Here is a 22,370-nt window from a genome sequence, read left to right on the forward strand (position 1 = left end):
CGGCGCCGGTAGGTGAACCGGCCGAGTGTCTCGAACACGAAAGCCCTCCCAGGGCGTACGTTGACAAGGCGCTGAACAGTGGTCGCTTTGGTGAACACCGTTAACAGTTAACGGTGTAAACTCTAAACGGCTCTAGGGTCTGCTTGTCAAGGCAGATCAGGGAAGGTGTTCGTGGAACTCAGTGCGACGGGGACGACCCGGCGGGACCGGCAGCGGGCCGCGACGGTCGTCGAGATCAAGGCGGCGGCGCGCAAGCTGCTCGTCGAGGGTGGCGCGTCCGCACTCGGCCTGCGGGCGGTCGCCCGCGAGCTCGGCCTCAGCGCCCCCGCGCTCTACCGGTACTTCGCCAGCCACGAGGACCTGATCTCCGCCGTCATCGCCGACCTGTACGACGAACTGACCGCGACCCTGGTGGCCCTGCGCGACGGCGACCCCGACGCGGATCTCGGCGAGAAGCTGTTCCTGGTCGCCGGCGGACTCCGCGACTGGGCCCGGGCCCACCCCGCCGAGTTCGGGCTGCTGTTCGGGGCGCCGGTGCCGAACCCGCTGGCCGAGGGGCACGACCTGACCCCGAGCCACCAGGCAGCGATGAGGTTCGGGGCCGTCTTCAAGGACCTGGTCGCTCAGGTCTGGCACCAGCAGCCGTTCCCGGCTCCGGCCGACGAGCAGCTCGGTCCGGAACTGGTCGAGCAGTTGCGGCAGAAGTCGGAGTACTTCGACGGGATGCCGGCCGGCGCGGTCTACCTCGCGCTGAACTACTGGACCAGGCTCTACGGGCTGATCTGCATGGAGGTGTTCGGCCAGTTGCACTGGGCGCTGGAGGACGCCGGCGCCTACTTCCAGGCGCAGATCTTCGAGATCGGCGAGGCACTCGGCCTGGACTGCCCGCTGCCGGAGTAGGCCAAGCTGCCCGAAGAGGGCAAAAAAAGAGACCCGCGGGCGCTTCCGGAGACACGACCGGGTGGTCGAACTCAGGGTCAGGCGGACTTTCCTGACTACCCGCGGATCCGGTGGCCGGCGTCGTACTGACTAGCCACTTGCCCACTAACAACAGTGGTTGGCGGTTAGCCCGCCGCCACCTCACGAGTCCGATAGCAAGTCATGCGTTGGACCACCTCCCTTCGCGTGTACCCAAAACCTACGTCGCCCGGTTCTCGCGTTCAACCAGTTTTCGCCGACAGATGAACGGCGATCCGTGATCCCATGGGCAGATGGTCCTCAGGCTCGGATTACCCGTCATCGTGCTGCTGATCGGAACCGCCTGGTTCGCGTGGTCGTCGTACCGCCGGGCCGTCGAGGCGGAGCGGATCGTGACCCGGCTGAACAGCGAGACCAAGGCGCTGATGCAGGAGGTCCGGGCGCTCGAGAAGGCGGTCGCGGCTGCGGAGCAGGGCCTGCGTACGCTCAGCTCCCATCCGTCGGTCCCGCGCGACGTCGCGCTGACCGCCGACCTGACGCTCGCCGACATCCGGCGGCTCACCGAGGGCAAGGAGCTGGACCACTGATGGCAAAGCTGGGGGCGACCGCGGTCGCGAAGGGCGGCAGTACGAAGGGGAAGATCGTCGGCGGGGTGATCGTCGGCGTGATCGCGCTGATCATCTTGTTCAGCCTCTTCAACTTCGCCAGTACCGACGCGAACAAGATCGGTCTGCACTACGGCGGCGGCGTGATCGAGGACAAGAAGTTCAAGTCGATCATCCCGCCCGGCTCCACCAACAAGCTGATCGGCCCGGGCGACAAGATCTACGCCTACCCGATCGACCAGCGGTCCTACATCATCGGCGGCGCCGGCGCGGACACCGACAACGCCGACGAGGTCACCGTGGTCAGCAAGGACAACGTCCGGCTCGGCGTCCGGGTCCAGGTCTACTTCACCCTGAACCGCAGCGAAGAGGTGATCAAGCCGTTCCACGAGCGGATCGGCCTCAAGACCGAGGCCTACGAGGAGGACGGCTGGGCGCTCATGCTGCAGTCCTACTTCCGGCCGCAGATCGACCGGGCCCTGGCCGCCGTCGGCACGCAGTACGCCTGGGCCGAGCTCTACAACAACGAGTCGAAGAAGGCGCAGTTCCAGACCGCGGCCGCCAAGGAGTTCACCCGGCTGCTGCCCGCCGCGGTCGGCGGCGACTACTTCTGTGGCCCGGCCTACACCGGCAACAACGCCTGCGGCGAGCTGTCCTTCACCATCCAGAAGCCGACGCCGCTGGACAAGGGCATCATCGACGGCCTCGAGGCCAAGCAGCGCGCCGAGCTGGCCAGGCAGGCGCAGGAACAGAAGAACCAGCAGGTCAACGTCGAGCTCCAGTCGGTCAAGCAGCAGGTCGCGATGCTCGGCGCCCAGGGCTATCTGCTGAAATCCGCGATCGAGTCGGGCAAGATCCAGTTCATGGTCATCCCGCAGAACGGCAACGTCAGCATCCCGGTCCCGACCCCGGCGCAGACGCCGCGCTGACCGGTGTCCGCGCTGCCGTCCCACCTCGAGTTGGTCCAGGGCGTCGTGCTGCCCAAACCGATCGGCGCGGACCCCGTCCTGGACTTCCTCAACACCCGCTCGGACTTCGACGGATCCGGCCCCGCGCGGAGCGAGTGGCTCACGTCGTACGAGGCCTTCGTGATCTGGAACGGGTACGTCGGGCTGCTGCCGGCGGCCAGCGTGTTCCGGCTGATCGAGCAGGCCGCGGTCAAACCCACGGACGCCACCCGGCGACTGGACGCGGCCCGGGAGTTCCGCGCCGACCTGTACGACGTACTGACGAACCCGGGCGCGACCGGCTCGTTCGACGCGGTGGCACGCGCGATCGAACGAGCCACCGGGCGCCGGCGGCTGGTCGCAGTACCGGCTTCTGGGCTGGGGCTCCGGGCTTCGTGGGACCTGCCGGAGGATCTGGGCCTTCCTCTGGATCAGCTCGCCCTGCTGGCCTCCGAGTTGCTCACCGGCTCGTCCCGCGACCACATCCGCCGCTGCCCCGGCTGCACCTGGCTCTTCCTGGACCCGCGCGGCCGCCGGCGGTGGTGCTCGATGGCCACCTGCGGCAACCGCGCCAAGGTGCGTGCGCACGCGGCCCGGACCAGGTGACGCTCGGTCAGAGCAGCGGGATCTGCCGGCTTCTCGGCCGGATCACCCGATGCGGGCGATTGGCCACCCGCCGGCGCCAGTCGCGCAGTAGGCCCAGCAGTTCCTCCGCCGGGACCGCGTCGAAGCGATCGTCGTCGGGCGCGAACTCGTACCGCGCCTCGACGATGCCGTCCCGCACCTGCAGGTAGGTCGCGTTGCCGGAGGCAAGCGGTTCCTTGCCGCTGTCCTCGAGCCGCAGTTCCAGATACCTGATGGCCCGGTCGATCCAGTAGGTCGGGGGTGCCTCGCTCCGGCAGGGATGAGTGCCGATGCAGTCCTTCAGGGCGGCCTTCAGCAACGGCAGGTCGTCGGCCAGGACGAGCTCCACCGAATCCCCGGGCGTGACGACGATCTCGTACTTCACGGCGGACTCAACTCCTTCCCGTGGGTCCACCATCGCCGGTGGAGCGGCGGGTGACAAGCCTGGACCGGCTGAGCGGACACCGACCTCCCTCCGGCCCCACAATGGTCACGATTTGTGATCGGGTGCTTGTCAAACGATCGACTGAAAACGCAGAGTTTCGGGTGTGGCGGATCGCTGGCGGGGCCCGAATCGGCGGCAGTTCCTGCTGGGTGGCGCCGTGGTGGCCGCGTCGGCCGTGGCGACCACCGAGACGGCCGCCGCCGGGCCGTTCGGGTCCGGCGATCTCGGGCCGTGGCAGCACCTGGTCCGGGCGATCTCGACCGAGGCGCAGATCCAGCGGGTGCTGGACACCGACGGCGTGTTCATGTTCGGCGACAGCCTCGCGGTACAGGACGGGAAGACGCTGGCGCAGCGACTGGCGGCGCGGACCGGGGACGCGCTGGCCGTACACAACTGGTCGGGTCAGCCGAGTTCGGCGGCGGTCGACGCGCTCGCGCGGTGGAAGCAGAGTTACGGCTTGCCGCGCCGGATCCTGATGGCGATGGGCTCCAACGACATCTTCAGCCCGCCCGCGGTCGCCGGGCAGGTGGATCGGGCGATGGACCTGATCGGCTCGACCCGGACGATGATCTGGGTGAACGTCCAGGTGGTCCGCGCCGCGAAGACCGTCAGCGTGCAACTGGCCGACCAGCGCAACAGCGCCTGGGTCAACGTCCAACTCGCCGACGCGCAGCGCCGGCACTCGAACCTGCGGATCGTCCGGTGGGCGGAGTACCTGGCCGCGAAACCGAACCGCCTCGGCCTCTACCTGCGCGACGGCCTGCACACCTCGGTCCCGCTGGGCCAGGCTGCCCGCAACGACCTGATGGTCCAGGCCCTCGCCACCGCCAGATCCACCGGCAAGACCGCCGAGGGAGGCTAGGCCGCCGGTCGATCAGGCCAGTTGGTTGAACAGCGCCGGGTCGACCAGGATCCAGGTGTGGCGGGCGCGGGCCAGGACACGGCCGTCGGCGTCGTACAGGGTGCTGGCGGTGTGGGTCTTGCGGCCGTCCTCGGCCAGGACGCGGCCCATCACCACGCAGGGCTCGCCGGCCGGCGGCCGGGCGTCGACGCAGGCGCTCATCTGCCCGAGCACCGACGGGCGTCCCTCCAGATCGATCGACCAGCCACCCGGGCAGTCCAGCGCGGCCCACAGGAACACCGGCTCTGCCAGGTCGGCCGCCGGATGCCAGGTGCACGCCGTCCGGCCGTCCCCGACCGGTCCGGGCCGCAACTGCAGTCCCTCGGCGTTCTCAGGCCCACAGACGAAGCACCCGGGGAACGGATGATGGACCAACCCCCGGTACTGCGCTTCCGCCGCGCGTGCCTGGTCCGGCCCGACCGGGTCGATCGTGGCGTCGGCCAGCGTGTCCGTGGAGACCGTGCTCCCCTCCGCGACCGCCGCGTCGGGTCCCGTCAGCCGTACGGTCTGCCCGTCGGCCAGCAGGTTCAGATCGACCTCCATCGGAGGCGGCAGCAGCAGCCGGACCCGGGGAGATTCATTCTCGGCCAATGATACTGCGTTACCGACCAGGCCCGCTACGTAGCCACCGTTGCCCGACTGGGCGGGCCCCCTGAAGCGCGGTGCGATCCGCAGTACCTCTCGCGTGGTCATGGCTGAAGACCCTAACTGGTGTGTCGATCCGGGGGGATTCCCGTGATTTCCGAGCTTGTTTGCAGATTTACTGCCCTGACCACTCTCATTCAAACGTCCGTTTGAACTATGCTGACTGCAGGCTACGGCGCGTGAGCAGGTGGGGTGCCTGAGCGAGCGGTGGCCGGGGGGAAGGAGAACTCTGTGGAGACACCCGTGGAATCGACCCGGGAACGGCTGCTCAACATCGCCGAGCAACGGTTCGGCGAGGGCGGCTACGAAGGAACCTCGCTGCGAGCCATCACGGTCGCGGCGGCCGCGAACATCGCGGCGGTGAACTACCACTTCGGCTCGAAGGAAGCCCTGCTGCGCGCGGCGGTGGCACGGGCGATGGCGCCGGTCAACACCGAACGCCGGCGCCGGCTGGACCAGTTGGAGGCCAAGGGCCAGCCGACCGCCGAGCAACTGATCCGCGCCTTCGTCGAGCCGGGCCTCGATCTGGTCCTGCGCCGCGGCGAGCGCGGCCCGGTGGTCGCGCGGTTCATCGGGCGGGTCGCGTTCGACCCGAGCCGGCGGATCCGCGAGTTGTACGCGGCCGAGTCCGATCCGGTCGAAGCGCGGTACCTGGCGGCGCTGCAGGCCGCGTTGCCGAGAGCGGCGCCCGAGTCGGTCGCCTTCGGCTACGTGAACATGCTCGGGCTGCTCGCGCTGCACCAGTCCCAAGCCCTGAGCCGGGCTCCGGGGGCAGAGACCGCGGACCTCGATGCGGGGGAGGACGCGGGCAAGCTGGCGGAGAACCTGATCGCCTTCCTGGTCGCCGCTTTCGACCGGGGGCTGCGCAGCTGAGGCCGGCGCGCGCACGGTGTGAACACTGGGCTGTTCGGAGCTGACCAGAGGCCCCGGTGGTCTCCTCGGACTGTCCAGTAAATGCTCACGGATGTTCGAACTGGCAGGTAACGCTGCATAATGGCGCTCCGTGGACCCCTGTGATGTCGTGGTTGCCGTCGATCTCGGTGGAACCCGGATGAAATGCGGCCTGGTCGCCGCCGACGGTGCCGTGCTGCACCGCGAGACCAGGCCCACTCCCCGGACTGTTCCTCCTCGACGCGGCGGGGGCCGCGCCGTGCTCGATGCGCTGCTCGAAACCGTCGTCGAACTGGAGCAGAAGGCCGCCGCCGACGGTCACCGCGTGCGCGCGGTCGGCGTCGTCGTACCGGGCATCATCGACGCCGAGAACGGCACGGTCGGCGCCGAGAACCTCGCCTGGGCCGGTACGCCGGTCCGCGCCGAGTTGCAGGCCGCGGTCGGGCCGGACCAGAAGGTCGTGCTCGCCCATGACGTCCGAGCCGGCGGCTACGCCGAGCTCCGCCAGGGCGCACTCACCGGTACGACGAACTCCCTGTTCCTGCCGCTCGGCACGGGTATCGCCGCGGCCATGGTCGTCGACGGATCGCTCGTCAGCGGCGACGGATACGCAGGGGAGTTGGGCCACACGCGCTTCGTCCACGGGGACGCCGCCGAGCTGTGCGCCTGTGGTCAATGGGGTTGCCTCGAGACCGTGGCATCCGCCGCCGCGCTGGCCCGCCGGTACGGCGTACGCACGGGCAAGGCGGTCGACGGAGCGCGTGAGGTGCTCGAACTGCTCGCCCAGGGTGATCCGGATGCCGCAGCCGTGTGGTCGGAAGCGCTGGAGGCGTTGATCGATGCCCTGGTGCTCTACACGACACTGGTGGCGCCCACCCGGATCGCGATCGGCGGTGGCCTGGTCGGGGCCGGTGAGACCCTGCTGGCGCCCTTGCGCGAAGGTGTCCACGCGCGGCTGACGTTCCAGCGCGAGCCGGAGATCGTCGCCGCCGTACTGGGTGAGGAAGCCGGGTGCCTCGGCGCTGCGCTGATGGCCTGGGACCGCGTGACCGCTGACGAGACTGGAGAGCAGCAGGTATGACGACGTATCGGGTGGCGCGGCTGGTCACCCCGGACGATGTGCTCGAGAACGCCTGGCTCCAGGTGGCCGACGGCGACATCCTCTCCTACGGCCGGCGGTCCGAGGGGATGCCCGCGGACGGGCTGCGGCCGGAGGACCTCGGCGACGTGACGGTGGTGCCCGGCTTCGTCGACATCCACACCCACGGCGGCGGCGGTTCGACGTACTCGACCACCGATCCCGAGGAAGCCCGCAAGGTCGCGGCGTTCCACGCCAAGCATGGCACCACCACGACGCTGGCGAGCCTGGTCACCGGACCGCTCGACGAACTCGTGTCGCAGACCGCCTGTCTTGCGGACCTGGTCACCGACGGCGTGATCGCCGGCGTGCACCTGGAGGGTCCGTTCCTGTCCGCCGCGCGCTGCGGGGCGCACGAGCCCACCTTGCTGCGCGACCCGATCGAGGGTGACGTGGCGAAGGTGCTCAGCGACGCGGTGAAGATGGTGACGATCGCCCCCGAGCTGCCCAGCGGGCTGGACGCGATCCGCCAGGTGGTCGACGCGGGCGTGGTCGCCGCGCTCGGGCACACCGACGCGACGTACGAGCAGATGATCGCGGGCGCCGACGCCGGGGCGACAGTGGCGACCCACCTGTTCAACGGGATGCGGCCGTTCCACCACCGTGACCCGGGGCCGGTCGGTGCCGCGCTGAACGATCCGCGCCTGCTGCTCGAAGTGATCAACGACGGGATGCACCTCGATCCGCAGGTCGTCCGGGTGGCCCTGGCCGCAGCGGGGGTGTCGCGGATCGCGCTGATCACCGACGCGATGGTCGCCACCGGGATGCCCAACGGGCGGTACCAGCTCGGCAGCCTCGAGGTGGACGTCAAGGACGGGCTGGCGACGCTGGCCCACGGCTCCCATTCGATCGCCGGCAGCACGCTGACGATGGACGTCGCCTACCGCAACGCGGTCAAGGCCGGCGTCTCGCTGGTGGACGCCTCCCGGATGGCGTCGACGACGCCCGCCGAGGCGTTCGGCTGGTACCACGTCGGCGGCATCGAGACCGGCAAGCGAGCCGACCTGGTGCTTCTGGACGAGGACTACACCGTCCAGAAGGTGATGCGGGCCGGCTCGTGGCTGGACTGATCCGATGATCGGCACGGTCACCCTCAACCTGGCGCTGGACGTCACGTACCGCGTCGACGACCTAGTCGTCGGCGGGAGCCACCGGGTCACCGGCATTCGGCAGCGCGCCGGCGGCAAGGGCGTCAACGTCGCTCGGGTTGCGTCGACGCTCGGGCATCAGGTGCTCGCGCTCGGGTTCGTCGGCGGACAGACCGGCGAGATCGTCGCCGAGGAACTCTTCGACGCCGGCCTGACCGCTCTGCTCACTCCGATCAGGGGCGAGACGCGCAGGACTGTCACCATCGTCAACGGAGCTGACGGCGACGCCACCGTCTTCAACGAGGCGGGACCAGAGATCTCGGCTGACGAGTGGCGGGCGTTCCACGATCGGATGCCGTGGGGACGGCTGGGAGTGCTCGCCTGCTCGGGCAGTCTGCCGCCCGGCCTGCCCGCCGATGCCTATGCGGAGATCGCCGTGCGGGCGCGGCATCACGACGTACTGTCGGTGATCGATGTCGGCGGTGATGCCCTGATGGCGGCTGCGACGGCGGGTGCGATCGTCCGTTCCAACGCCGCCGAACTGCGCGCGGCCGTGGGTGAGCTCAGCGTGGAGGAAGGCGCCCGGCGGCTGGTGACCGCCGGTGCGACCGCTGCCGTGATCACCGACGGCGCTCGCGGAATGGTTGCTGCCAGCAATAAAGGTGTCTGGCGGGCCGCACCGGTCGAGCAGGTCGCGGGAAATCCCACCGGCGCAGGAGATGCCTGTACTGCGGTCGTCGCGGCCGCTGTCGCCGAATCCCCCGAGCCCGACTGGGCCGAAGTACTGAAGTCCGCCGTGGCCGTATCCGCCGCGGCCGTGCTGACACCTGTTGCCGGGGACATCGACGTCGAGGCGTACCGGCGGTGGCAGCCGCAGGTCGCCGTTCAGAGCTTTTAGTGGTGTGTCACCACCAGGACAAGGGAGTTTCGCATGCCGCTGGTTTCCGGAGCCGAGGTCGTACTGGCCGCCGCCAAGGACGGCCGGGGAGTCGGTGCGTTCAACGTGATCCAGTTGGAGCACGCGACCGCGCTGATCGCCGGAGCCGAGCAGGTCGGCGCGCCGGTGATCCTGCAGATCAGTGAGAACGCGGTGAAGTACCACGGCGCGCTGAAGCCGATCGCCGTCGCCACCCTGGCCGCGGCGGCCGCCGCCGAAGTACCGGTCGTGGTGCACCTCGACCACGCGATGGACCGCGACCTCGTCACCGAGGCGGTCGGCCTCGGCTTCACCTCGGTGATGTTCGACGCGTCGAAGCTGGACTACGCGGACAACGTCGCCGCGACCACCGAGGTGACGGCCTTCTGCCACGACCACGGCGTCTTCGTCGAGGCGGAGATCGGCGAGGTCGGCGGCAAGGACGGCGTCCACGCGCCCGGCGCCCGGACCCGCCCGGACGAGGCGCTCGCCTTCGCCGAGGCGACCGGGGTGGACGCGCTCGCCGTCGCGGTCGGCTCGTCGCACGCGATGACGGAGCGCACCGCCGAGCTCGACTTCGAGTTGATCGGCCGGCTGCGGAGCGCGGTACCGGTGCCGCTGGTGCTGCACGGCTCGTCGGGTGTCGCCGACGCGGACCTGACCCGCGCCGTCGAGGCCGGCATGACCAAGGTCAACATCGCCACCCACCTCAACAACGTCTTCACCGGCAAGGTCCGCGAGATCCTCGCCGACCAGCCGAACCTGGTCGACACCCGCAAGTACCTAGGCCCGGCCCGTACTGCGGTCGCCGCCGAGGTGGCTCGCCTGCTGACCCTGCTCAAGGCCGTCTAGAGAGAGCAGTTCCCGCGGATCCACGCTCCGCGGACTGTGGGCCGACCTGCTGCCGGAAGCACCCAAAGGATGTGGTCGCTGATGCCGAACAAAAGATCGCCGAGGCGATGGCCGCCGGTGACTGATCCACAACAGCCGCACAGCCCCGAGCCCGGCTCCGGCGCCGGGGATGCTGGGCTTGCTCGGCGGTTGGGGGTGGGGGATGCGGCGGTCATCGGGCTGGGGTCGATGGTTGGTGCCGGCGTGTTCGCGGTGTGGGGGCCGGCTGCTCGCGCGGCCGGCGCCTTGTTGTTGGTGGCACTCGTCATCGCAGCGGTGGTTGCCTACTGCAACGCGGCCGCCTCGGCCCAGCTCGCGGCCGTCTACCCAGTCTCGGGCGGCACCTACGCCTACGGGCGGGAGCGGCTCGGCCCGTGGTGGGGGTACGCGGCCGGCTGCGCCTTCGTGCTCGGGAAGACCGCTTCGTGTGCCGCGATGGCGCTCACCTTCGCCACGTACGCGATCCCCGACCACAAGATCGGCCAGCGTCTGGCCGCGCTCGCCGCGGTGATCGCCCTGGCCGCGGTCAACTACCGCGGTGTCACCAGAACCGCCACCCTCACGAAGATCCTCGTCACCTGCACCCTCCTGGTGCTGGCGACTGTGGTGGTTCTCCTCCTGGTCTCACCCGACACGGATCCCATCACCAAGTGGACCGCAACCACCAGCCCGTACGGCGTACTGCAGGCTGCGGGTCTGCTCTTCTTCGCCTTCGCGGGCTACGCGCGGATCGCCACCATGGGCGAGGAGGTCCGCGATCCCGCCCGGGCCATCCCGCGAGCGATCCTGATCGCCCTCTTCATTGCTGTTGGCATCTACCTAGTGGTCGGCGTGAGCCTTCTGCTCGCCCTCGGCCCGGACCGGATCGCGGCCTCCTCGGCCCCACTCGCCACGGCCGTCGAGGCGGTTGGCGCGGCCTGGGCCCAGCCGATCGTTCGAGTGGGAGCGGCCCTCGCCAGCCTCGGTGCCCTGCTGGCGCTGATCGCCGGCATCGGCCGGACCTCCCTGGCGATGGCCCGCAACAACGACCTGCCGCGCTGGCTCGCCGCGGTCCATCCGCGCTTCCAGGTGCCGCATCACGCCGAGATCGCGCTGGCCGCGATCGTCGGAGTACTGGTGCTGACCACCGACCTGCGCGGCGTGATCGGCTTCTCCTCCTTCGGCGTCCTGCTGTACTACGCGATCGCGAACGCCGCGGCCTTCACCCAGCCGGCCGAGCATCGTCGATGGCCCCGTTTCGTCAACGTGCTCGGCCTGGCCGGGTGTCTGCTGCTCGCGGTCAGCCTGCCGCTGACCTCGGCCGTCACCTGCGCGGTACTGCTGGCGCTGGCGATGCTGGCCCGGTTGATCAGGACAGGTCGCGACGGATCCGCCAGAAGCAGAAACCGGTGATCAGCAGGCCCAGTGCGAGGAAGAGCCCGGTCTCCCTCCACTGCAGCGCCCAGAACCGATCGGCCGGGTGGTAGCTGATCTTTTGCCGATAGCCCTCATCTGCCAGCCGCTGGAAGCAGGTGCTGAACGGCGGCCGGACCCTGGTCTCCTCCGCGGTGGCGTTCGGGCCGCCGGGTCCGCAGTCCGCGACCCAGCTGGGCAAGGTCTTCTGCGCCTGGCCGGCCGAGTTCACCGTCACCTCCGACAGCTTCCAGTTGCCTTCGCCCGGCAGTTGCGCCTCGACCCGCATCACTTCCGGGTTCTCCTCCGGGCCCGACAACTGCAGCCCGCGCATGTTGTCGGTCGTCACCACCACGTGGGTCTGGACCGGCGTCATCAGGTGCGGTCGCAGGAACATCGGCGAGATGATCTCCACCGCGATCACGGCCGCGAGGGTGATGGCGATCGCGACCACGCTGCGGCGGACCACCAGTCCGACGGCGACCCCGAGCGCGAACGCGAAGGCCGCGTAGCCGATCGGCACGACGCCGCGGGCGCCGAAGACCGGCGGGAGCAGCCGCGGCACGTTGTAGATCCCGGACGTCTGACCGGCGCCGATCGCGTCGTCGATCGGGTCGGCCCACCACGACACCGCGAGACTGAGCAACCCGGTGACAGCCATCGCGCCCAGCCCGGTGACCGCGAGCTTGGTGACCAGCCAGCGGGTCCGGCTGATGCTCTGGTTCCAGACCAGCCGATGGGTGCCCGCCTCGAGCTCGCGCGCGATCAGCGGCGCACCCCAGAACGCGCCGATCACCGGGGGAGCGGCGTACACCACGATCTGGCCGGCGATGTACAGGTACTCGTTGATCCGGTCGAACCGGAGCTGGTTCAGGAAGTCGGTGCTGTACCGCTGGTAGTCGTCGGCGAGGCCGGGGCCGGTCACCGCCAGCAGGACGGCGAGCACGGCCACCGCACCGACGACCACCAGCGCCTGCAGGCGGAACTGCCGCCAGGTGAGCCAGATCATCGCTGTACCTCCAGCACGGGCCGGTTGTTCTGCGGAGCGGAGCTGGAGCGGCCCATGTAGGCCAGCACCACGTCCTCGAGGGTGAGTTGCGAGACCGTCCAGGCCGGATCGAGGATCGGCTCGTCGGTGCGGATCAGGAGGGTCGACTGGCGATCGGTGTGGCTGGCCGAGATCACGTACTGGTTCGGTGGCATCGACTTCTCGTCGCGCCGCGGGCCGGTCAGCCGGTAGTGCGTGGCCAGCAGGGTCTCGATGTCGCCGCTGACCTGGACGCGCGAGTCGACCAGCACGACCAGGTAGTCGCAGGAACGCTCGACGTCGGAGACCAGGTGCGAGGACAGGATGACGCTCAACTCGTGCTCGGTGACCGCCTCCATCAGGTCCTGCAAGAACTCGCGACGGGCGAGCGGATCGAGCGCGGCGACGGGTTCGTCGAGGATGAGCAGTTCGGGGCGCTTGGCGACGCCGAGGGTCAGTGCGAGCTGGGCCCGCTGGCCGCCGGACAGCTTGCCGGCCCGCTGCTTCGGGTCGAGCCCGAGGCGCTGGATCCTCGCCTCTGCAAGGGAATCGTCCCAGCGTGGGTTGAGCCGCGCGCCGAGTTTGAGATGGTCCGCGACGCTCAGCCTGGCGTAGGTGGGGGTGTCCTGGGCGACGAAGCCGATCTTGGACAGTTGCTCGCCGCCGGCCGGAGCGCCGAGCACCTCGATGCCGCCGGTCGTCGGAGTGAGCATGCCGACCGACAGGTTCAGCAGGGTGCTCTTGCCGGCGCCGTTCGGGCCGACCAGGCCGACGACGCGGCCGGACGGGACATCCAGAGTGCAGTCGGTCAGCGCCCAGCGGCGGCCGTACTTCTTGCCCAGACCCTGGGCTCTCAGGGCGGTGGTCATGCTATGTCCTCCTGAGCGGCGGTCCGAAAGGTTGTCATGAACAACGCCTCGATGCTCTCGTCGTCCAGCCCGGCCTTGCGGGCCTTGCCCAGCCACCGCTGCAGGTCCTGCCGCAGCGGCCCGTGCGCGGCGAGGCTGTGATCGGTCAGCGTCCGCGTCACGAACGTGCCGCGCCCGGGCCGCGCCGCGACCAGCCCTTCGTGCTCCAGTTCGCGGTAGGCCTTCAGCACGGTGTTCGGGTTGATCGCCAGTTGGCCGACCACGTCTTTCACCGTCGGCAACTGATCCCCTTCGCGCAACAGGCCCAGCCGCAACGCGTTCTTCACCTGCTGAACGATCTGCTGGTACGGCGACACCCCCGACCGCCCGTCCAGATGGAACTCGATCATCTCCAACCCCATTCATCTAGTTAACTAGTACAATACCCCTATGCGACAGCACGGGGTCAAGGGTCGGTGGATGACTGAACGTCAGCCCATGGCTGAGAACGCGAGCAAGCTCGCGGACGTTGATCGAGGTGAGCGCCTGCGACTACTTGATGGCGTTGTAGCGGCGGAGGGACTCGAGGCGGGCTTCGGCGTGGTCGACGATCGGGTCCGGGTAGTCCGTGTCGTGGTTCCACGGTTCGTGGGCGGACTTGCCGGACAGATCCGCGAGTTCGGGGATCCAGCGGCGGACGTAAGCGCCGGTGGGGTCGAACTTCAGGCCCTGCGTCGTGGGATTGAAGACCCGGAAGTACGGCGCCACATCGGCGCCGCACCCTGCCACCCACTGCCAGTTCAGCGAGTTCGACGCGAGATCACCGTCGATCAGATTCCGCAGGAACCACCGGGCGCCGTGCTTCCAATGGATGTGCAGATCCTTCACCAGGAACGACGCGACCACCATCCGGACCCGGTTGTGCATGAACCCGCTCCGCGCCAGTTGCCGCATCCCCGCGTCCACGATGGGATACCCGGTCATTCCCTTGCACCAGGCATCGAACGCCTCGCCCGGTTCGTCGTACTCCATCTTCTCGAACTCGGCACGCAGCGGCTTCCACGCCGCCTCCGGGTTCCGCAGCAGCAGGTCCGCGCAGAACTCCCGCCACGCCAACTCCCGCCGGTACGCCTCGGCGCCCGCACTTCGCAGCCGAGCGAGATCCGCGAGCATCGTCCGCGGATGGATCTCCCCGTACTTCAACGGCGCCGACATCCGCGAGGTCGAGTCCAGATCCGGCCGGTTCCGCTCGGCGTCGTACGCCGCGATCTGGTCGAGGTAGTCCTGCCAGTGCTCGCGCGCCGCCTTCTCGCCGGCTCCTTCGGCGGCGACCCCGGTCTGCGGCAGGGCGTCACTCCTCTTGCCGATCCACTCGACGTCGGCAGGCGTACCCACCGCCCCCCGCCAGCCGTGCTCGAGCCACGCGCGGAAGTACGGCGTGAACACCTGGTACGGCGAACCCTGCTGCGTCAGGATCCGCCCGGGCGCGACGGCGTACGGGGATCCGGTGCGGACGAGCGGGCAGCCCAGCACCTTCTCCACCGCGGCGTCGCGGCGTTGCCCGTACGGGCCGTAGTCCGCGGCCATGTGCACGCTGACCGCGCCGATCTCCTCGGCCAGTTCGGGAACCACCTGCGCCGGATCGCCCCGACGGATGACGAGCTTGCCGCCCATCGAGTCCGACAACGCCCGCAAGGAAGCGACCAGGTGGTTCTGCCGAGGTGATCCGGCCGGGTCCCACAGTGCCGGATCCAGCACGAACAAACCGAGCACGTGACCGTCGCCCGCCGCCAGAGCATCCAGCAGAGCCGGATTGTCCGCGAGCCGCAGATCCCGCCGAAACCACATCACCGCGCCGGCCATCCGCCCATCCTGCTGGATGCACAAGTTTGCCGGCCGCTTGAAAGGATTGGGTAAGGCTTGCCTGATAGGTGAGAATGGTTGTCGTGAGCGAGCTGATCGATACCACCGAGATGTACCTGCGGACCGTCTACGAACTGGAAGAGGAAGGCATCCTGCCGCTGCGCGCGCGGATCGCCGAACGGCTGCACCAGTCCGGCCCCACGGTCAGTCAGACGGTGGCCCGGATGGAGCGCGACGGGCTCGTCACGGTCGAGGGCGACCGGCACCTCGAGCTCACCGAGGTCGGCCGGATGCAGGCGACCCGGGTGATGCGCAAGCACCGGCTCGCCGAGCGGCTGCTGGTCGACGTGATCGGCCTGGAGTGGGAGGACGTGCACGCGGAGGCCTGCCGCTGGGAGCACGTGATGAGCGACGCGGTCGAGTTGCGGCTGCTGAAGATCCTCGACAACCCGACCGAGTCGCCGTACGGCAACCCGATCCCGGGCCTGGAGGAGTTGCAGAAGGACGGCCAGGCGACCGCGATCGGCGACTTCCGGATCGGCGTCGAGCCGCTGGACAAGGTGCTGGACCAGGCGACCGGCGAGAGCGTCCGGGTGCTGGTCCGGCGGATCGCCGAGCCAGTGCAGACCGATGACGACGCGATGGCCGTACTGCGCCGCGCGGGCGCGCTGCCCGGCCGCGAGGTCGACTCGACGCTGGACGCCGAGGGTGTCCTGGTCGGCAGCCGCGAGGCCGGCGGCGTGATCAGCGACGAGACCGCGGGCCACATCTTCGTCAGCTTGGTCTAAGACTCCATTAAGAACCGGCACAGCGAGCGCTCGATGCTGTACTGAGTGTGGTCAGGCAGTAACGTCTGTCCGCGATGCCTGAGAACGAGATCGACTGGCCGGAGTACCTGCGGGAGTTCCACACCGCGACCCCGGGCAGCACTGAAGCCCTGCTGTCACGAGCTGTGGCCGGGGACCACACGCCCTACCGCTGGCTTGTCCGAGCCGTATCCGGAGAAGCCCGAAGGGTCCTGGACCTCGCCTGCGGCAACGGGCCGGTGGCCCGTGAGCTCTACGGCCGCTGGGTCGTCAGCCTGGACAACAACGCCAGGCAGGTCGCGGGCGCCCCCGGTCCGAAGGTGCAGGCGGACGCCCTCCACCTGCCGTTCGCGAACGAGGCCTTCGACGTCGTCACCTGCTCGATGGGGCTGGCGGTGCTGCAGCCGCTGCCCGACGTCCTCGCCGAGGCAGCCCGCGTACTGCGCCGCGGCGGCGTGCTCGCGGCGACCGTGCCGGCCGTCCGGCCGTTGCGCCGCAGCGACCTCCGCACGCTGACCAGCCTGACCACCCGGCTGCGGTCGACGCCGCAGTTCCCGGCCGGCGGCGAGATCAAGGATTTGAAGGACCAACTCCGCGGGGCCGGGTTCGACGTGATGGAGAGCCAGCGCGAGCGCTACGCGTACACCGTCCGCTCGATCGACGACGCCCGGCGGCTGATCGGCGCCCTCTACCTCCCGGGCACCTCCGACGCCCGCCGCGAGGCTGCCGCCGGCTGGCTCGCGGAGCGCGCCGAGTCCCGCGACGGCCTGGAAGTCGCCATCCCGATCCGCCGGATCACCGCCATGCGGACCAAGGTCGCTCTCGCCTGAGCACTCTGTACCGTTCATGCTGTGCCTGCTCTCACCTGGTCCGTCCGTGCGGTCGACGGTGCGTTGAGTGGCGAGACGATCTACCGCGAACTGCTCGCGGACGAGCCCGCCGTTTTCTGGCTCGACGGCAGCCTGACCGACCGTGGCGTCCGGCGTGTTTCCGTGCTCGGGACGACGACGGAAGAGGTCATCGTCCGGGATGTGGCGGACGGTGACGTTTTCGCCGAGCTGCGGGAGTTGCTGGCGGCGCGACAGGGCGCAGTACCGGCTGAGCTGGACGAGGTCTTCAGCGGCGGCTACGTCGGCTACTTCGGGTATGAGCTGAAGGCCCTCACTGGTGGCGAGGCGGTTTACCAGGCGCCGACTCCCGATGCGTTGTGGATGTGGGCCGACCGCTTCGTGGTCATCGATCACGACGAGGACCGCTCGCTGCTCGTCGCGGTTCATCCGCCTGAGGATTCCACCGCGGCCAGGTGGCTGGACCGGGCCGAGTCCTGCGCGGCGAGCTGGTGGATGAGCGGGCAGGCCGAGCCCGCCGTCGCGGCGCTGGACCTCGAGGCGCACCTGGAGCAGGATCGCGAGACCTACCTCGCCGGGATCGACGCGTGCATGGCCGCGTTGGAGGCGGGGGAGACGTACGAGGTCTGCCTCACCAACCGGGTTCGCCTGCCCGCCGTCGAGGACCCCTTCGAGTTCTACCTGTGGCAGCGGTCGCGCAACCCCGCGCCGTACTCCGCCTTCCTCCGGTACGGCGACCTCGCGGTGGCGAGCTCGTCGCCCGAGCGGTTCCTCACGGTGGACGCGGAGGGCTGGGCCGAGTGCCGCCCGATCAAGGGGACGGCACCCCGATCGGCCGATCCGGCCCAGGACCAGCTGGTCGCCAAGGCGCTGGCCGAGGACGAGAAGACGCGCGCCGAGAACCTGATGATCGTCGACCTGATCCGCAACGATCTCGGCCGGGTCAGCGAACCGGGCACGGTCCAGGTGCCGCGGTTGATGGCCGTCGAGAGCTACCAGACCGTTCATCAACTGGTCACCACCGTCCGCGGGCGGTTGCGCGCGGACGTGGACGCGCTGGACGCGGTCCGGGCGTGTTTCCCGCCGGGGTCGATGACGGGCGCGCCGAAGATCCGCACGATGGAACTGCTCGACGAGTTGGAGTGGTCGGCGCGCGGGGTGTACTCGGGGGCGCTCGGCTATCTGACCGTGGACGGCCGGGCCGACCTCAGTGTGGTGATCCGGACCGCGGTGATGACGCCGGACGAGACGGTGGTGGGGGCCGGCGGGGCGATCGTGCTCGACTCCGATCCGGCCGCGGAGTACGACGAAATGGTGCTGAAGGCAACGGCAACGATCCAGGGGCGGACCGAATGACTTCTTTGCAGGTGGCAGATTCCTTCTTGGTGGCGGGGGGCAAGGTGCGTGGCCTCGAGCTGCACCGCGAACGCTTCACCACCTCCTGTACCGCGCTCGGCGTCGAGGCCGGGGCGTTCTTCGACGACCAGGTCGGGCGGTTCCCCGGCTTCGGCCGGTGGTTCCCGCGGTTCGAGCTCGCCTCGACCGGCGACCTGGCCGTCCAGCTCCGGCCGGCCCCGCCGCAGGGTGATCGGATCCGGGCCTCGGTCCGCCGCGATCCCCGCACCAACCCGCGGGTGAAGGGCCCCGACCTGGAGGTGCTGGCGGAGCTTCGAGCAGAGGCAGCCTCGACCGACCGCGCCGACGAGGTTCTGCTCGTCGACGAGGACGGCATCGCCCTGGAAGGCGCCTACTCGGCTCTGGTCTGGTGGGAGGGAGACACCCTCTGCGTCCCGCCGTCCACGCTGCCGATCCTCCCGTCGGTGACCGCTCATCTCCTCCGCAACTTGGCGGTCGAGCGAGGTACCGAAGTCTCCGAACGCCCCCGCACCGCCGCCGAACTGGCCGACGCCGACGAGGTCTGGCTGGTCAACGCCCTGCACGGAATCCGCCCGGTCCACGCCTGGCATTCGGACCCCATCGACCCGCTCCCGCTGTCCGTGGCGGCAAGCTGGCAACGATCCCTTCTCGACCTTGCCAAACCCATCTGACCGGCGGCCCGCCATCGGGGCGCAGTACGCGTCGGTCCGGTCCCAGGCCGCTGCGTAGGCGCGTCCAAGAACCTTTTTGTCATCTCTTCACTGTCAAAATGAGTGTCGCTAGCGTCTCCTCCCAGGCGGGGCACAGTCGTCCTGCAAGACGAAGGAGTACGTGACTGATGACCGGTTCCGAGCACGGGTTCAACCTCCACCGACGGTCCTTGCTGGCTGGAGTCATCGGCTCCGTGGGGGTGGCGGCACTGCCTGCCGCCGCCGCGCAGGCGGCGCCGGCGGAGGTCGCATCGATGCGGGGTTACCCGTCGAACTGGCCCGACCTCGAGCCGTACGGCCTGGCGGACACCCGGCTTGACCTGTGGCCCCGTGCGGACAACTCCTTCATCCTCCCGCTCGAGTTGCGTCCCCGTGACGAGGAGCGCGGCCAGGTCTGGATGCGGGACACCTACGTCAACTGCTTCGTCGTCGACGGTCGTCCGATCTACGTTGCCACCGGCACCAGTCGCGTGCCCGGGCTCGAGGCCGCCGGTCCGTGGAACGACGGCATCTTCGTGTGGCTGTCCCCGTCCCTGCGCGGGCCGTGGAGGCTGGCCGACACGACCGGCTTCCGGCCCGGCGCCGAGAAGGGCAAGGTGTGGTCCCCCGAGTTCGTCGGCGAGAACAAGCCCGGACGCACCGTCGTCGCTCCCTGGCAGGAGTACTGGTACGACGATCAGTTCGGCAAACGGGGCCAGGCGTGGGCCCCGGAACTGCACTACGTCCGCGGCACGTGGTACATCGTCGCGTGCATGGGCGACCACTCGCGCAAGGTCGGTTCGTTCATGCTCGTGAGCGAGGGCGGGGTCGAGGGCCCGTACCGGCTCGTCGAGGGCAACCTCGAGAAGCCCTTCGGCGACTCGTTCATCGGCGGACCGAGGTTCATCCAGCCCGGCGCCTACCACCACATCGACGGCGGCCTGTACAGCGAGGGAGACGATGCGTGGCTCGTGCTGCACAACGATCTGTACGCGAAATTCCGGGACGACATGGAGGACATCGTCGTGACGACGAACCTCCCCAAGTTCCAGCAGACGCGCTACACCCCTGAGCCGTATCTCGAAGGCGCCTACGTGTTCAAGCACGGCGGCAAGTACTACCTCGTCCAGGCGGCGTGGGACCGGTCATCGACCAACCCTGACGGCAGCACGCGGCACGCGTACGATCCACCCGGCCCCGGCCGTACGCAGTACCAGTACGACGCGATCGTCGCGGTCTCGGACAGCTTCGAGGGCCCGTACTCCGAGCGATGGACCGCGGGTGTCGGTGCCGGCCACAACAACTTCTTCACCGATCGCAGCGGCCATCTGTGGGCGACGTTCTTCCGCAACCCGAACGTCGGCTACTGGTCCGACCCGTCTCGCGTCGCCGACGCCGCCGTACCCGGTGTCGTGCGGCTGGAATGGACCGGGCCGCAGGGCAACCGCCTGTACGTCCAGCGCCGCAACGGGCGAAGCTGACCTGCTCGAAGTACCGCGGCACCGGCGCTTGGCAAAAAGTGATATCACTATGCTACCGTTGCGATAGACAGTGAGACGCGACGGAAGTGGGGTCGGACGATGAGCGCCGAGGTCGATGTGATGGTGGAGATGCCCAAGCCGAAGGTGGTCGAGCGCCCGGCGCGGGACCTGAACGGCTGGCCGATGGCGGGTCTGGCGTTCGTGCTGGTGGTGGGCGGGATCGCAGTGTTCATCGTCGGAATCGACGCGGGTCAGGCGGTGCTCACCGTGCTCGGTGGCGCCGCCTTGGTCGTCGGCTCGATCCTGGCCGCCGGCCTGACGCCGGTCTCGCCGGGGCGGGCCCGGGTGCTGCAGATCCTCGGCCGGTACGCCGGGACGATCCGCACCGACGGGCTGCGCTGGGTGAACCCGATCTCCGCCCGCCGGGAGATCTCGACCCGGATCCGCAACCACGAGACCGCCGTTGCCAAGGTCAACGATGCCGACGGCAACCCGATCGAGATCGCCGCGGTGGTGGTCTGGCAGGTCGAGGACACCGCGCAGGCGACCTTCGAGGTGGACGACTTCGTCGAGTTCGTCGCGATCCAGACCGAGACCGCGGTCCGGCACATCGCCAACAGCTACCCGTACGACGTGCACGACGAGGCGGGCGGGATGTCGCTGCGGGACAGCACCGACGAGATCACCGAGAAGCTGTCGACCGAGATCGGGGCCCGGGTGCAGGCGGCCGGGGTGCACGTGATCGAGTCCCGGATCACCCATCTGGCGTACGCGCCGGAGATCGCCCAGGCGATGTTGCGCCGGCAGCAGGCCGGTGCCGTGGTGGCGGCCCGGCAGCGGATCGTCGAAGGCGCGGTCGGCATGGTCGAGCTCGCGCTGGACCGGCTGTCCGAGCACAACGTGGTCGAGCTCGACGAGGAGTGCAAGGCGACGATGGTGAGCAACCTGCTCGTGGTGCTGTGTGGTGACCGGGATGCCCAGCCCGTGGTCAACACCGGTTCGCTCTACCAGTGAGCCCGGCTCGTGGCCGCTGAACGCAAGAAGATCCTGCTCCGGCTGGATCCCGTGGTGCACGACGCGCTGGCCCGCTGGGCAGCCGACGACCTGCGCAGCACCAACGCCCAGATCGAGTACCTGCTCCGGCGGGCGCTGGCCGACGCCGGCCGCCTGCCGGGCAACGTCGGCAAGATGCGCCGCCCGGGCCGCCCGGCCAAGGAGGAGGAGTCGTGAACGCCCGCCTGATCCGCCGTCCAGCGGCTCCCGCCCCGGTGGCCAAGGAAGTTGCCACTGGCAAGGGAATTACCCCGGACTCCTTGCCGGCAAGGCTGTTTCTGCTCGCGTGTGACCCGACCACCGGTCGCCTGGCCGGCAGGTCGCACCTCGGTCAGTTGCTGCGGGCCGCCGCTCTGGTCGACCTGCAGCTCACCGGTCACCTGGTCGACGAGGGCGGCCGCGCGCAGGTCGGTACGACGAAGGCGCCGGCCGATCCGCTGCTGGCGAGCATTCTCGAAGACATCGAGTCCTCGTCGCCCCGCAAGTGGCGGCATTGGGTGGACCGGCGGCGTCGGGGGATCGTTCGGGAGGTGCGCGACGACCTGGAGAGGGCGCGGCTGATCAAGGTCGAGCGGCGTCGCCTGCTCGGGATCATCCCGGCCGACCGGATCACGCTCAGGCACCCCCTCGTACGACGCCAGTTGCTGCAGGCGGCGACCGATACCCTGCGACCCGCTCGGCTGGTCACCCGGATCGACCTGCGCGACGCGGCGCTCGTAGTACTGGCTGCGACGGCGGATCTTCGCCCGGTCATCAGCAAGGAGCAGCGCAACCGTCACAAGGACCGGCTGGCTCAGTTGGCCGTCCGCATCGGCCCGGTTGTCCCGGCCCTGCGCAAGTCCATCCAGGCAGCGGCCGCGGCCGCTGCCGCCGGCTGAAGCCTCGCGCACCGAAGATCCCGCTTGACGGGGAGACCGCTCTGGGTGCTACGGTTCATTGGTCAAGTAATGAACCTACGAACCGACGAACCAGGAGGG

At 69.4% G+C, this 22,370-nt stretch carries 25 protein-coding genes; 19 read left to right on the top strand and 6 right to left on the bottom strand.

Annotated elements, in window-relative coordinates; translation table 11 throughout:
* Nucleotides 1-171 precede the first annotated feature (171 nt).
* From ABD255_RS26005 to ABD255_RS26020, 4 genes are all read left to right on the top strand, one after another.
* Nucleotides 172-900: a TetR/AcrR family transcriptional regulator gene (locus ABD255_RS26005; RefSeq protein ID WP_344218398.1), complete on the top strand. Its 729-nt coding sequence runs from the start codon at nucleotides 172-174 to the stop codon at nucleotides 898-900.
* A 311-nt stretch (nucleotides 901-1,211) separates the two neighbouring features.
* Nucleotides 1,212-1,505, top strand: coding sequence for a hypothetical protein (locus ABD255_RS26010; RefSeq protein ID WP_344218400.1), 294 nt, complete (start codon nucleotides 1,212-1,214; stop codon nucleotides 1,503-1,505).
* Nucleotides 1,505-2,452: an SPFH domain-containing protein gene (locus ABD255_RS26015; protein ID WP_344218402.1), complete on the top strand. Its 948-nt coding sequence runs from the start codon at nucleotides 1,505-1,507 to the stop codon at nucleotides 2,450-2,452. Before ABD255_RS26010 ends, ABD255_RS26015 begins: the two co-directional genes overlap by 1 nt.
* Nucleotides 2,453-2,455: 3 nt before the next feature.
* A complete protein-coding gene (locus ABD255_RS26020; RefSeq protein WP_344218404.1) occupies nucleotides 2,456-3,076 on the top strand; it encodes a CGNR zinc finger domain-containing protein in 621 nt (206 codons plus the stop codon).
* A 7-nt stretch (nucleotides 3,077-3,083) separates the two neighbouring features.
* Here the strand turns inward: ABD255_RS26020 and ABD255_RS26025 are convergent, their stop codons facing one another.
* The gene (locus ABD255_RS26025; protein WP_344218406.1) at nucleotides 3,084-3,479 is read right to left on the bottom strand and encodes a hypothetical protein; all 396 of its coding nucleotides are present in this window, start codon (nucleotides 3,477-3,479) and stop codon (nucleotides 3,084-3,086) included.
* 163 nt (nucleotides 3,480-3,642) lie between these two features.
* Between ABD255_RS26025 and ABD255_RS26030 the strand changes: the two genes are divergently transcribed.
* Nucleotides 3,643-4,401, top strand: a complete 759-nt coding sequence (locus ABD255_RS26030; protein WP_344218408.1) for an SGNH/GDSL hydrolase family protein — start codon at nucleotides 3,643-3,645, stop codon at nucleotides 4,399-4,401.
* 12 nt (nucleotides 4,402-4,413) lie between these two features.
* Here the strand turns inward: ABD255_RS26030 and ABD255_RS26035 are convergent, their stop codons facing one another.
* On the bottom strand, nucleotides 4,414-5,133 hold the full coding sequence (locus tag ABD255_RS26035) for a hypothetical protein (protein WP_344218410.1): 720 nt from the start codon (nucleotides 5,131-5,133) through the stop codon (nucleotides 4,414-4,416).
* Nucleotides 5,134-5,316: 183 nt separating this feature from the next.
* Here ABD255_RS26035 and ABD255_RS26040 point away from each other — a divergent pair, with 183 nt between their 5' ends.
* From ABD255_RS26040 to ABD255_RS26065, 6 genes are all read left to right on the top strand, one after another.
* Nucleotides 5,317-5,958, top strand: a complete 642-nt coding sequence (locus ABD255_RS26040; RefSeq protein ID WP_344218412.1) for a TetR family transcriptional regulator — start codon at nucleotides 5,317-5,319, stop codon at nucleotides 5,956-5,958.
* 148 nt (nucleotides 5,959-6,106) lie between these two features.
* On the top strand, nucleotides 6,107-7,057 hold the full coding sequence (locus ABD255_RS26045) for an ROK family protein (protein ID WP_344218706.1): 951 nt from the start codon (nucleotides 6,107-6,109) through the stop codon (nucleotides 7,055-7,057).
* Nucleotides 7,054-8,184 carry an N-acetylglucosamine-6-phosphate deacetylase gene (nagA, locus tag ABD255_RS26050; protein ID WP_344218414.1) on the top strand — a complete coding sequence of 377 codons (1,131 nt, stop codon included), beginning with the start codon at nucleotides 7,054-7,056 and terminating at the stop codon, nucleotides 8,182-8,184. The genes ABD255_RS26045 and nagA overlap by 4 nt, the downstream gene beginning before the upstream one ends.
* A 4-nt stretch (nucleotides 8,185-8,188) precedes the next feature.
* The gene (locus ABD255_RS26055; RefSeq protein ID WP_344218416.1) at nucleotides 8,189-9,100 is read left to right on the top strand and encodes a 1-phosphofructokinase family hexose kinase; all 912 of its coding nucleotides are present in this window, start codon (nucleotides 8,189-8,191) and stop codon (nucleotides 9,098-9,100) included.
* A gap of 33 nt (nucleotides 9,101-9,133) precedes the next feature.
* Complete coding sequence (locus ABD255_RS26060; protein ID WP_344218417.1) at nucleotides 9,134-9,970, top strand: class II fructose-bisphosphate aldolase; 837 nt, start codon at nucleotides 9,134-9,136, stop codon at nucleotides 9,968-9,970.
* Between the two features lie 117 nt (nucleotides 9,971-10,087).
* The gene (locus ABD255_RS26065) at nucleotides 10,088-11,401 is read left to right on the top strand and encodes an APC family permease (RefSeq protein ID WP_344218419.1); all 1,314 of its coding nucleotides are present in this window, start codon (nucleotides 10,088-10,090) and stop codon (nucleotides 11,399-11,401) included.
* Here the strand turns inward: ABD255_RS26065 and ABD255_RS26070 are convergent.
* The 4 genes from ABD255_RS26070 to ABD255_RS26085 all read right to left on the bottom strand — a co-directional run bounded on the left by ABD255_RS26070 (nucleotide 11,358) and on the right by ABD255_RS26085 (nucleotide 15,139).
* Nucleotides 11,358-12,410, bottom strand: coding sequence for an ABC transporter permease (locus tag ABD255_RS26070; RefSeq protein ID WP_344218421.1), 1,053 nt, complete (start codon nucleotides 12,408-12,410; stop codon nucleotides 11,358-11,360). The genes ABD255_RS26065 and ABD255_RS26070 overlap by 44 nt on opposite strands.
* Nucleotides 12,407-13,297: an ABC transporter ATP-binding protein gene (locus tag ABD255_RS26075; RefSeq protein WP_344218423.1), complete on the bottom strand. Its 891-nt coding sequence runs from the start codon at nucleotides 13,295-13,297 to the stop codon at nucleotides 12,407-12,409. Before ABD255_RS26075 ends, ABD255_RS26070 begins: the two co-directional genes overlap by 4 nt.
* The gene (locus ABD255_RS26080) at nucleotides 13,294-13,698 is read right to left on the bottom strand and encodes a GntR family transcriptional regulator (protein WP_344218425.1); all 405 of its coding nucleotides are present in this window, start codon (nucleotides 13,696-13,698) and stop codon (nucleotides 13,294-13,296) included. The genes ABD255_RS26075 and ABD255_RS26080 overlap by 4 nt, the downstream gene beginning before the upstream one ends.
* 130 nt (nucleotides 13,699-13,828) lie before the next feature.
* Nucleotides 13,829-15,139 carry a cryptochrome/photolyase family protein gene (locus tag ABD255_RS26085; protein WP_344218427.1) on the bottom strand — a complete coding sequence of 437 codons (1,311 nt, stop codon included), beginning with the start codon at nucleotides 15,137-15,139 and terminating at the stop codon, nucleotides 13,829-13,831.
* A 74-nt stretch (nucleotides 15,140-15,213) separates the two neighbouring features.
* Between ABD255_RS26085 and ABD255_RS26090 the strand changes: the two genes are divergently transcribed.
* From ABD255_RS26090 to ABD255_RS26125, 8 genes are all read left to right on the top strand, one after another.
* Complete coding sequence (locus ABD255_RS26090) at nucleotides 15,214-15,927, top strand: iron-dependent transcriptional repressor DtxR (RefSeq protein WP_425554527.1); 714 nt, start codon at nucleotides 15,214-15,216, stop codon at nucleotides 15,925-15,927.
* Between the two features lie 74 nt (nucleotides 15,928-16,001).
* Nucleotides 16,002-16,775: a class I SAM-dependent methyltransferase gene (locus ABD255_RS26095; protein ID WP_344218431.1), complete on the top strand. Its 774-nt coding sequence runs from the start codon at nucleotides 16,002-16,004 to the stop codon at nucleotides 16,773-16,775.
* 21 nt (nucleotides 16,776-16,796) lie between these two features.
* A complete protein-coding gene (gene pabB / locus ABD255_RS26100; RefSeq protein WP_344218433.1) occupies nucleotides 16,797-18,149 on the top strand; it encodes an aminodeoxychorismate synthase component I in 1,353 nt (450 codons plus the stop codon).
* A complete protein-coding gene (locus ABD255_RS26105) occupies nucleotides 18,146-18,841 on the top strand; it encodes an aminotransferase class IV (protein WP_344218435.1) in 696 nt (231 codons plus the stop codon). The genes pabB and ABD255_RS26105 overlap by 4 nt, the downstream gene beginning before the upstream one ends.
* Nucleotides 18,842-19,008: 167 nt before the next feature.
* On the top strand, nucleotides 19,009-20,340 hold the full coding sequence (locus ABD255_RS26110) for a family 43 glycosylhydrolase (protein WP_344218437.1): 1,332 nt from the start codon (nucleotides 19,009-19,011) through the stop codon (nucleotides 20,338-20,340).
* A 99-nt stretch (nucleotides 20,341-20,439) separates the two neighbouring features.
* Nucleotides 20,440-21,354 carry an SPFH domain-containing protein gene (locus ABD255_RS26115; protein WP_344218439.1) on the top strand — a complete coding sequence of 305 codons (915 nt, stop codon included), beginning with the start codon at nucleotides 20,440-20,442 and terminating at the stop codon, nucleotides 21,352-21,354.
* Between the two features lie 9 nt (nucleotides 21,355-21,363).
* Nucleotides 21,364-21,570 (top strand): type II toxin-antitoxin system antitoxin, encoded by a 207-nt coding sequence (locus tag ABD255_RS26120; protein WP_344218441.1) that lies wholly within the window; start codon nucleotides 21,364-21,366, stop codon nucleotides 21,568-21,570.
* A complete protein-coding gene (locus ABD255_RS26125) occupies nucleotides 21,567-22,271 on the top strand; it encodes a GOLPH3/VPS74 family protein (RefSeq protein WP_344218443.1) in 705 nt (234 codons plus the stop codon). Before ABD255_RS26120 ends, ABD255_RS26125 begins: the two co-directional genes overlap by 4 nt.
* The last annotated feature ends 99 nt before the right edge of the window (nucleotides 22,272-22,370 follow it).

The organism is Kribbella sancticallisti (assembly GCF_039530625.1).
Lineage (GTDB): Bacteria > Actinomycetota > Actinomycetes > Propionibacteriales > Kribbellaceae > Kribbella > Kribbella sancticallisti.

Bases quoted from the DNA above. Each gene is read 5' to 3' on its own strand.
- nagA (WP_344218414.1), top strand. From the start codon at position 7,054: ATGACGACGTATCGGGTGGCGCGGCTGGTCACCCCGGACGATGTGCTC.
- ABD255_RS26010 (WP_344218400.1), top strand. From the start codon at position 1,212: ATGGTCCTCAGGCTCGGATTACCCGTCATCGTGCTGCTGATCGGAACC.
- ABD255_RS26055 (WP_344218416.1), top strand. From the start codon at position 8,189: ATGATCGGCACGGTCACCCTCAACCTGGCGCTGGACGTCACGTACCGC.
- ABD255_RS26070 (WP_344218421.1), bottom strand. From the start codon at position 12,410: ATGATCTGGCTCACCTGGCGGCAGTTCCGCCTGCAGGCGCTGGTGGTC.
- ABD255_RS26060 (WP_344218417.1), top strand. From the start codon at position 9,134: ATGCCGCTGGTTTCCGGAGCCGAGGTCGTACTGGCCGCCGCCAAGGAC.
- ABD255_RS26095 (WP_344218431.1), top strand. From the start codon at position 16,002: ATGCCTGAGAACGAGATCGACTGGCCGGAGTACCTGCGGGAGTTCCAC.
- ABD255_RS26080 (WP_344218425.1), bottom strand. From the start codon at position 13,698: ATGGGGTTGGAGATGATCGAGTTCCATCTGGACGGGCGGTCGGGGGTG.
- ABD255_RS26015 (WP_344218402.1), top strand. From the start codon at position 1,505: ATGGCAAAGCTGGGGGCGACCGCGGTCGCGAAGGGCGGCAGTACGAAG.
- ABD255_RS26090 (WP_425554527.1), top strand. From the start codon at position 15,214: ATGGTTGTCGTGAGCGAGCTGATCGATACCACCGAGATGTACCTGCGG.
- ABD255_RS26115 (WP_344218439.1), top strand. From the start codon at position 20,440: ATGAGCGCCGAGGTCGATGTGATGGTGGAGATGCCCAAGCCGAAGGTG.
- ABD255_RS26035 (WP_344218410.1), bottom strand. From the start codon at position 5,133: ATGACCACGCGAGAGGTACTGCGGATCGCACCGCGCTTCAGGGGGCCC.
- ABD255_RS26085 (WP_344218427.1), bottom strand. From the start codon at position 15,139: ATGGCCGGCGCGGTGATGTGGTTTCGGCGGGATCTGCGGCTCGCGGAC.
- ABD255_RS26075 (WP_344218423.1), bottom strand. From the start codon at position 13,297: ATGACCACCGCCCTGAGAGCCCAGGGTCTGGGCAAGAAGTACGGCCGC.
- ABD255_RS26110 (WP_344218437.1), top strand. From the start codon at position 19,009: ATGACCGGTTCCGAGCACGGGTTCAACCTCCACCGACGGTCCTTGCTG.
- ABD255_RS26105 (WP_344218435.1), top strand. From the start codon at position 18,146: ATGACTTCTTTGCAGGTGGCAGATTCCTTCTTGGTGGCGGGGGGCAAG.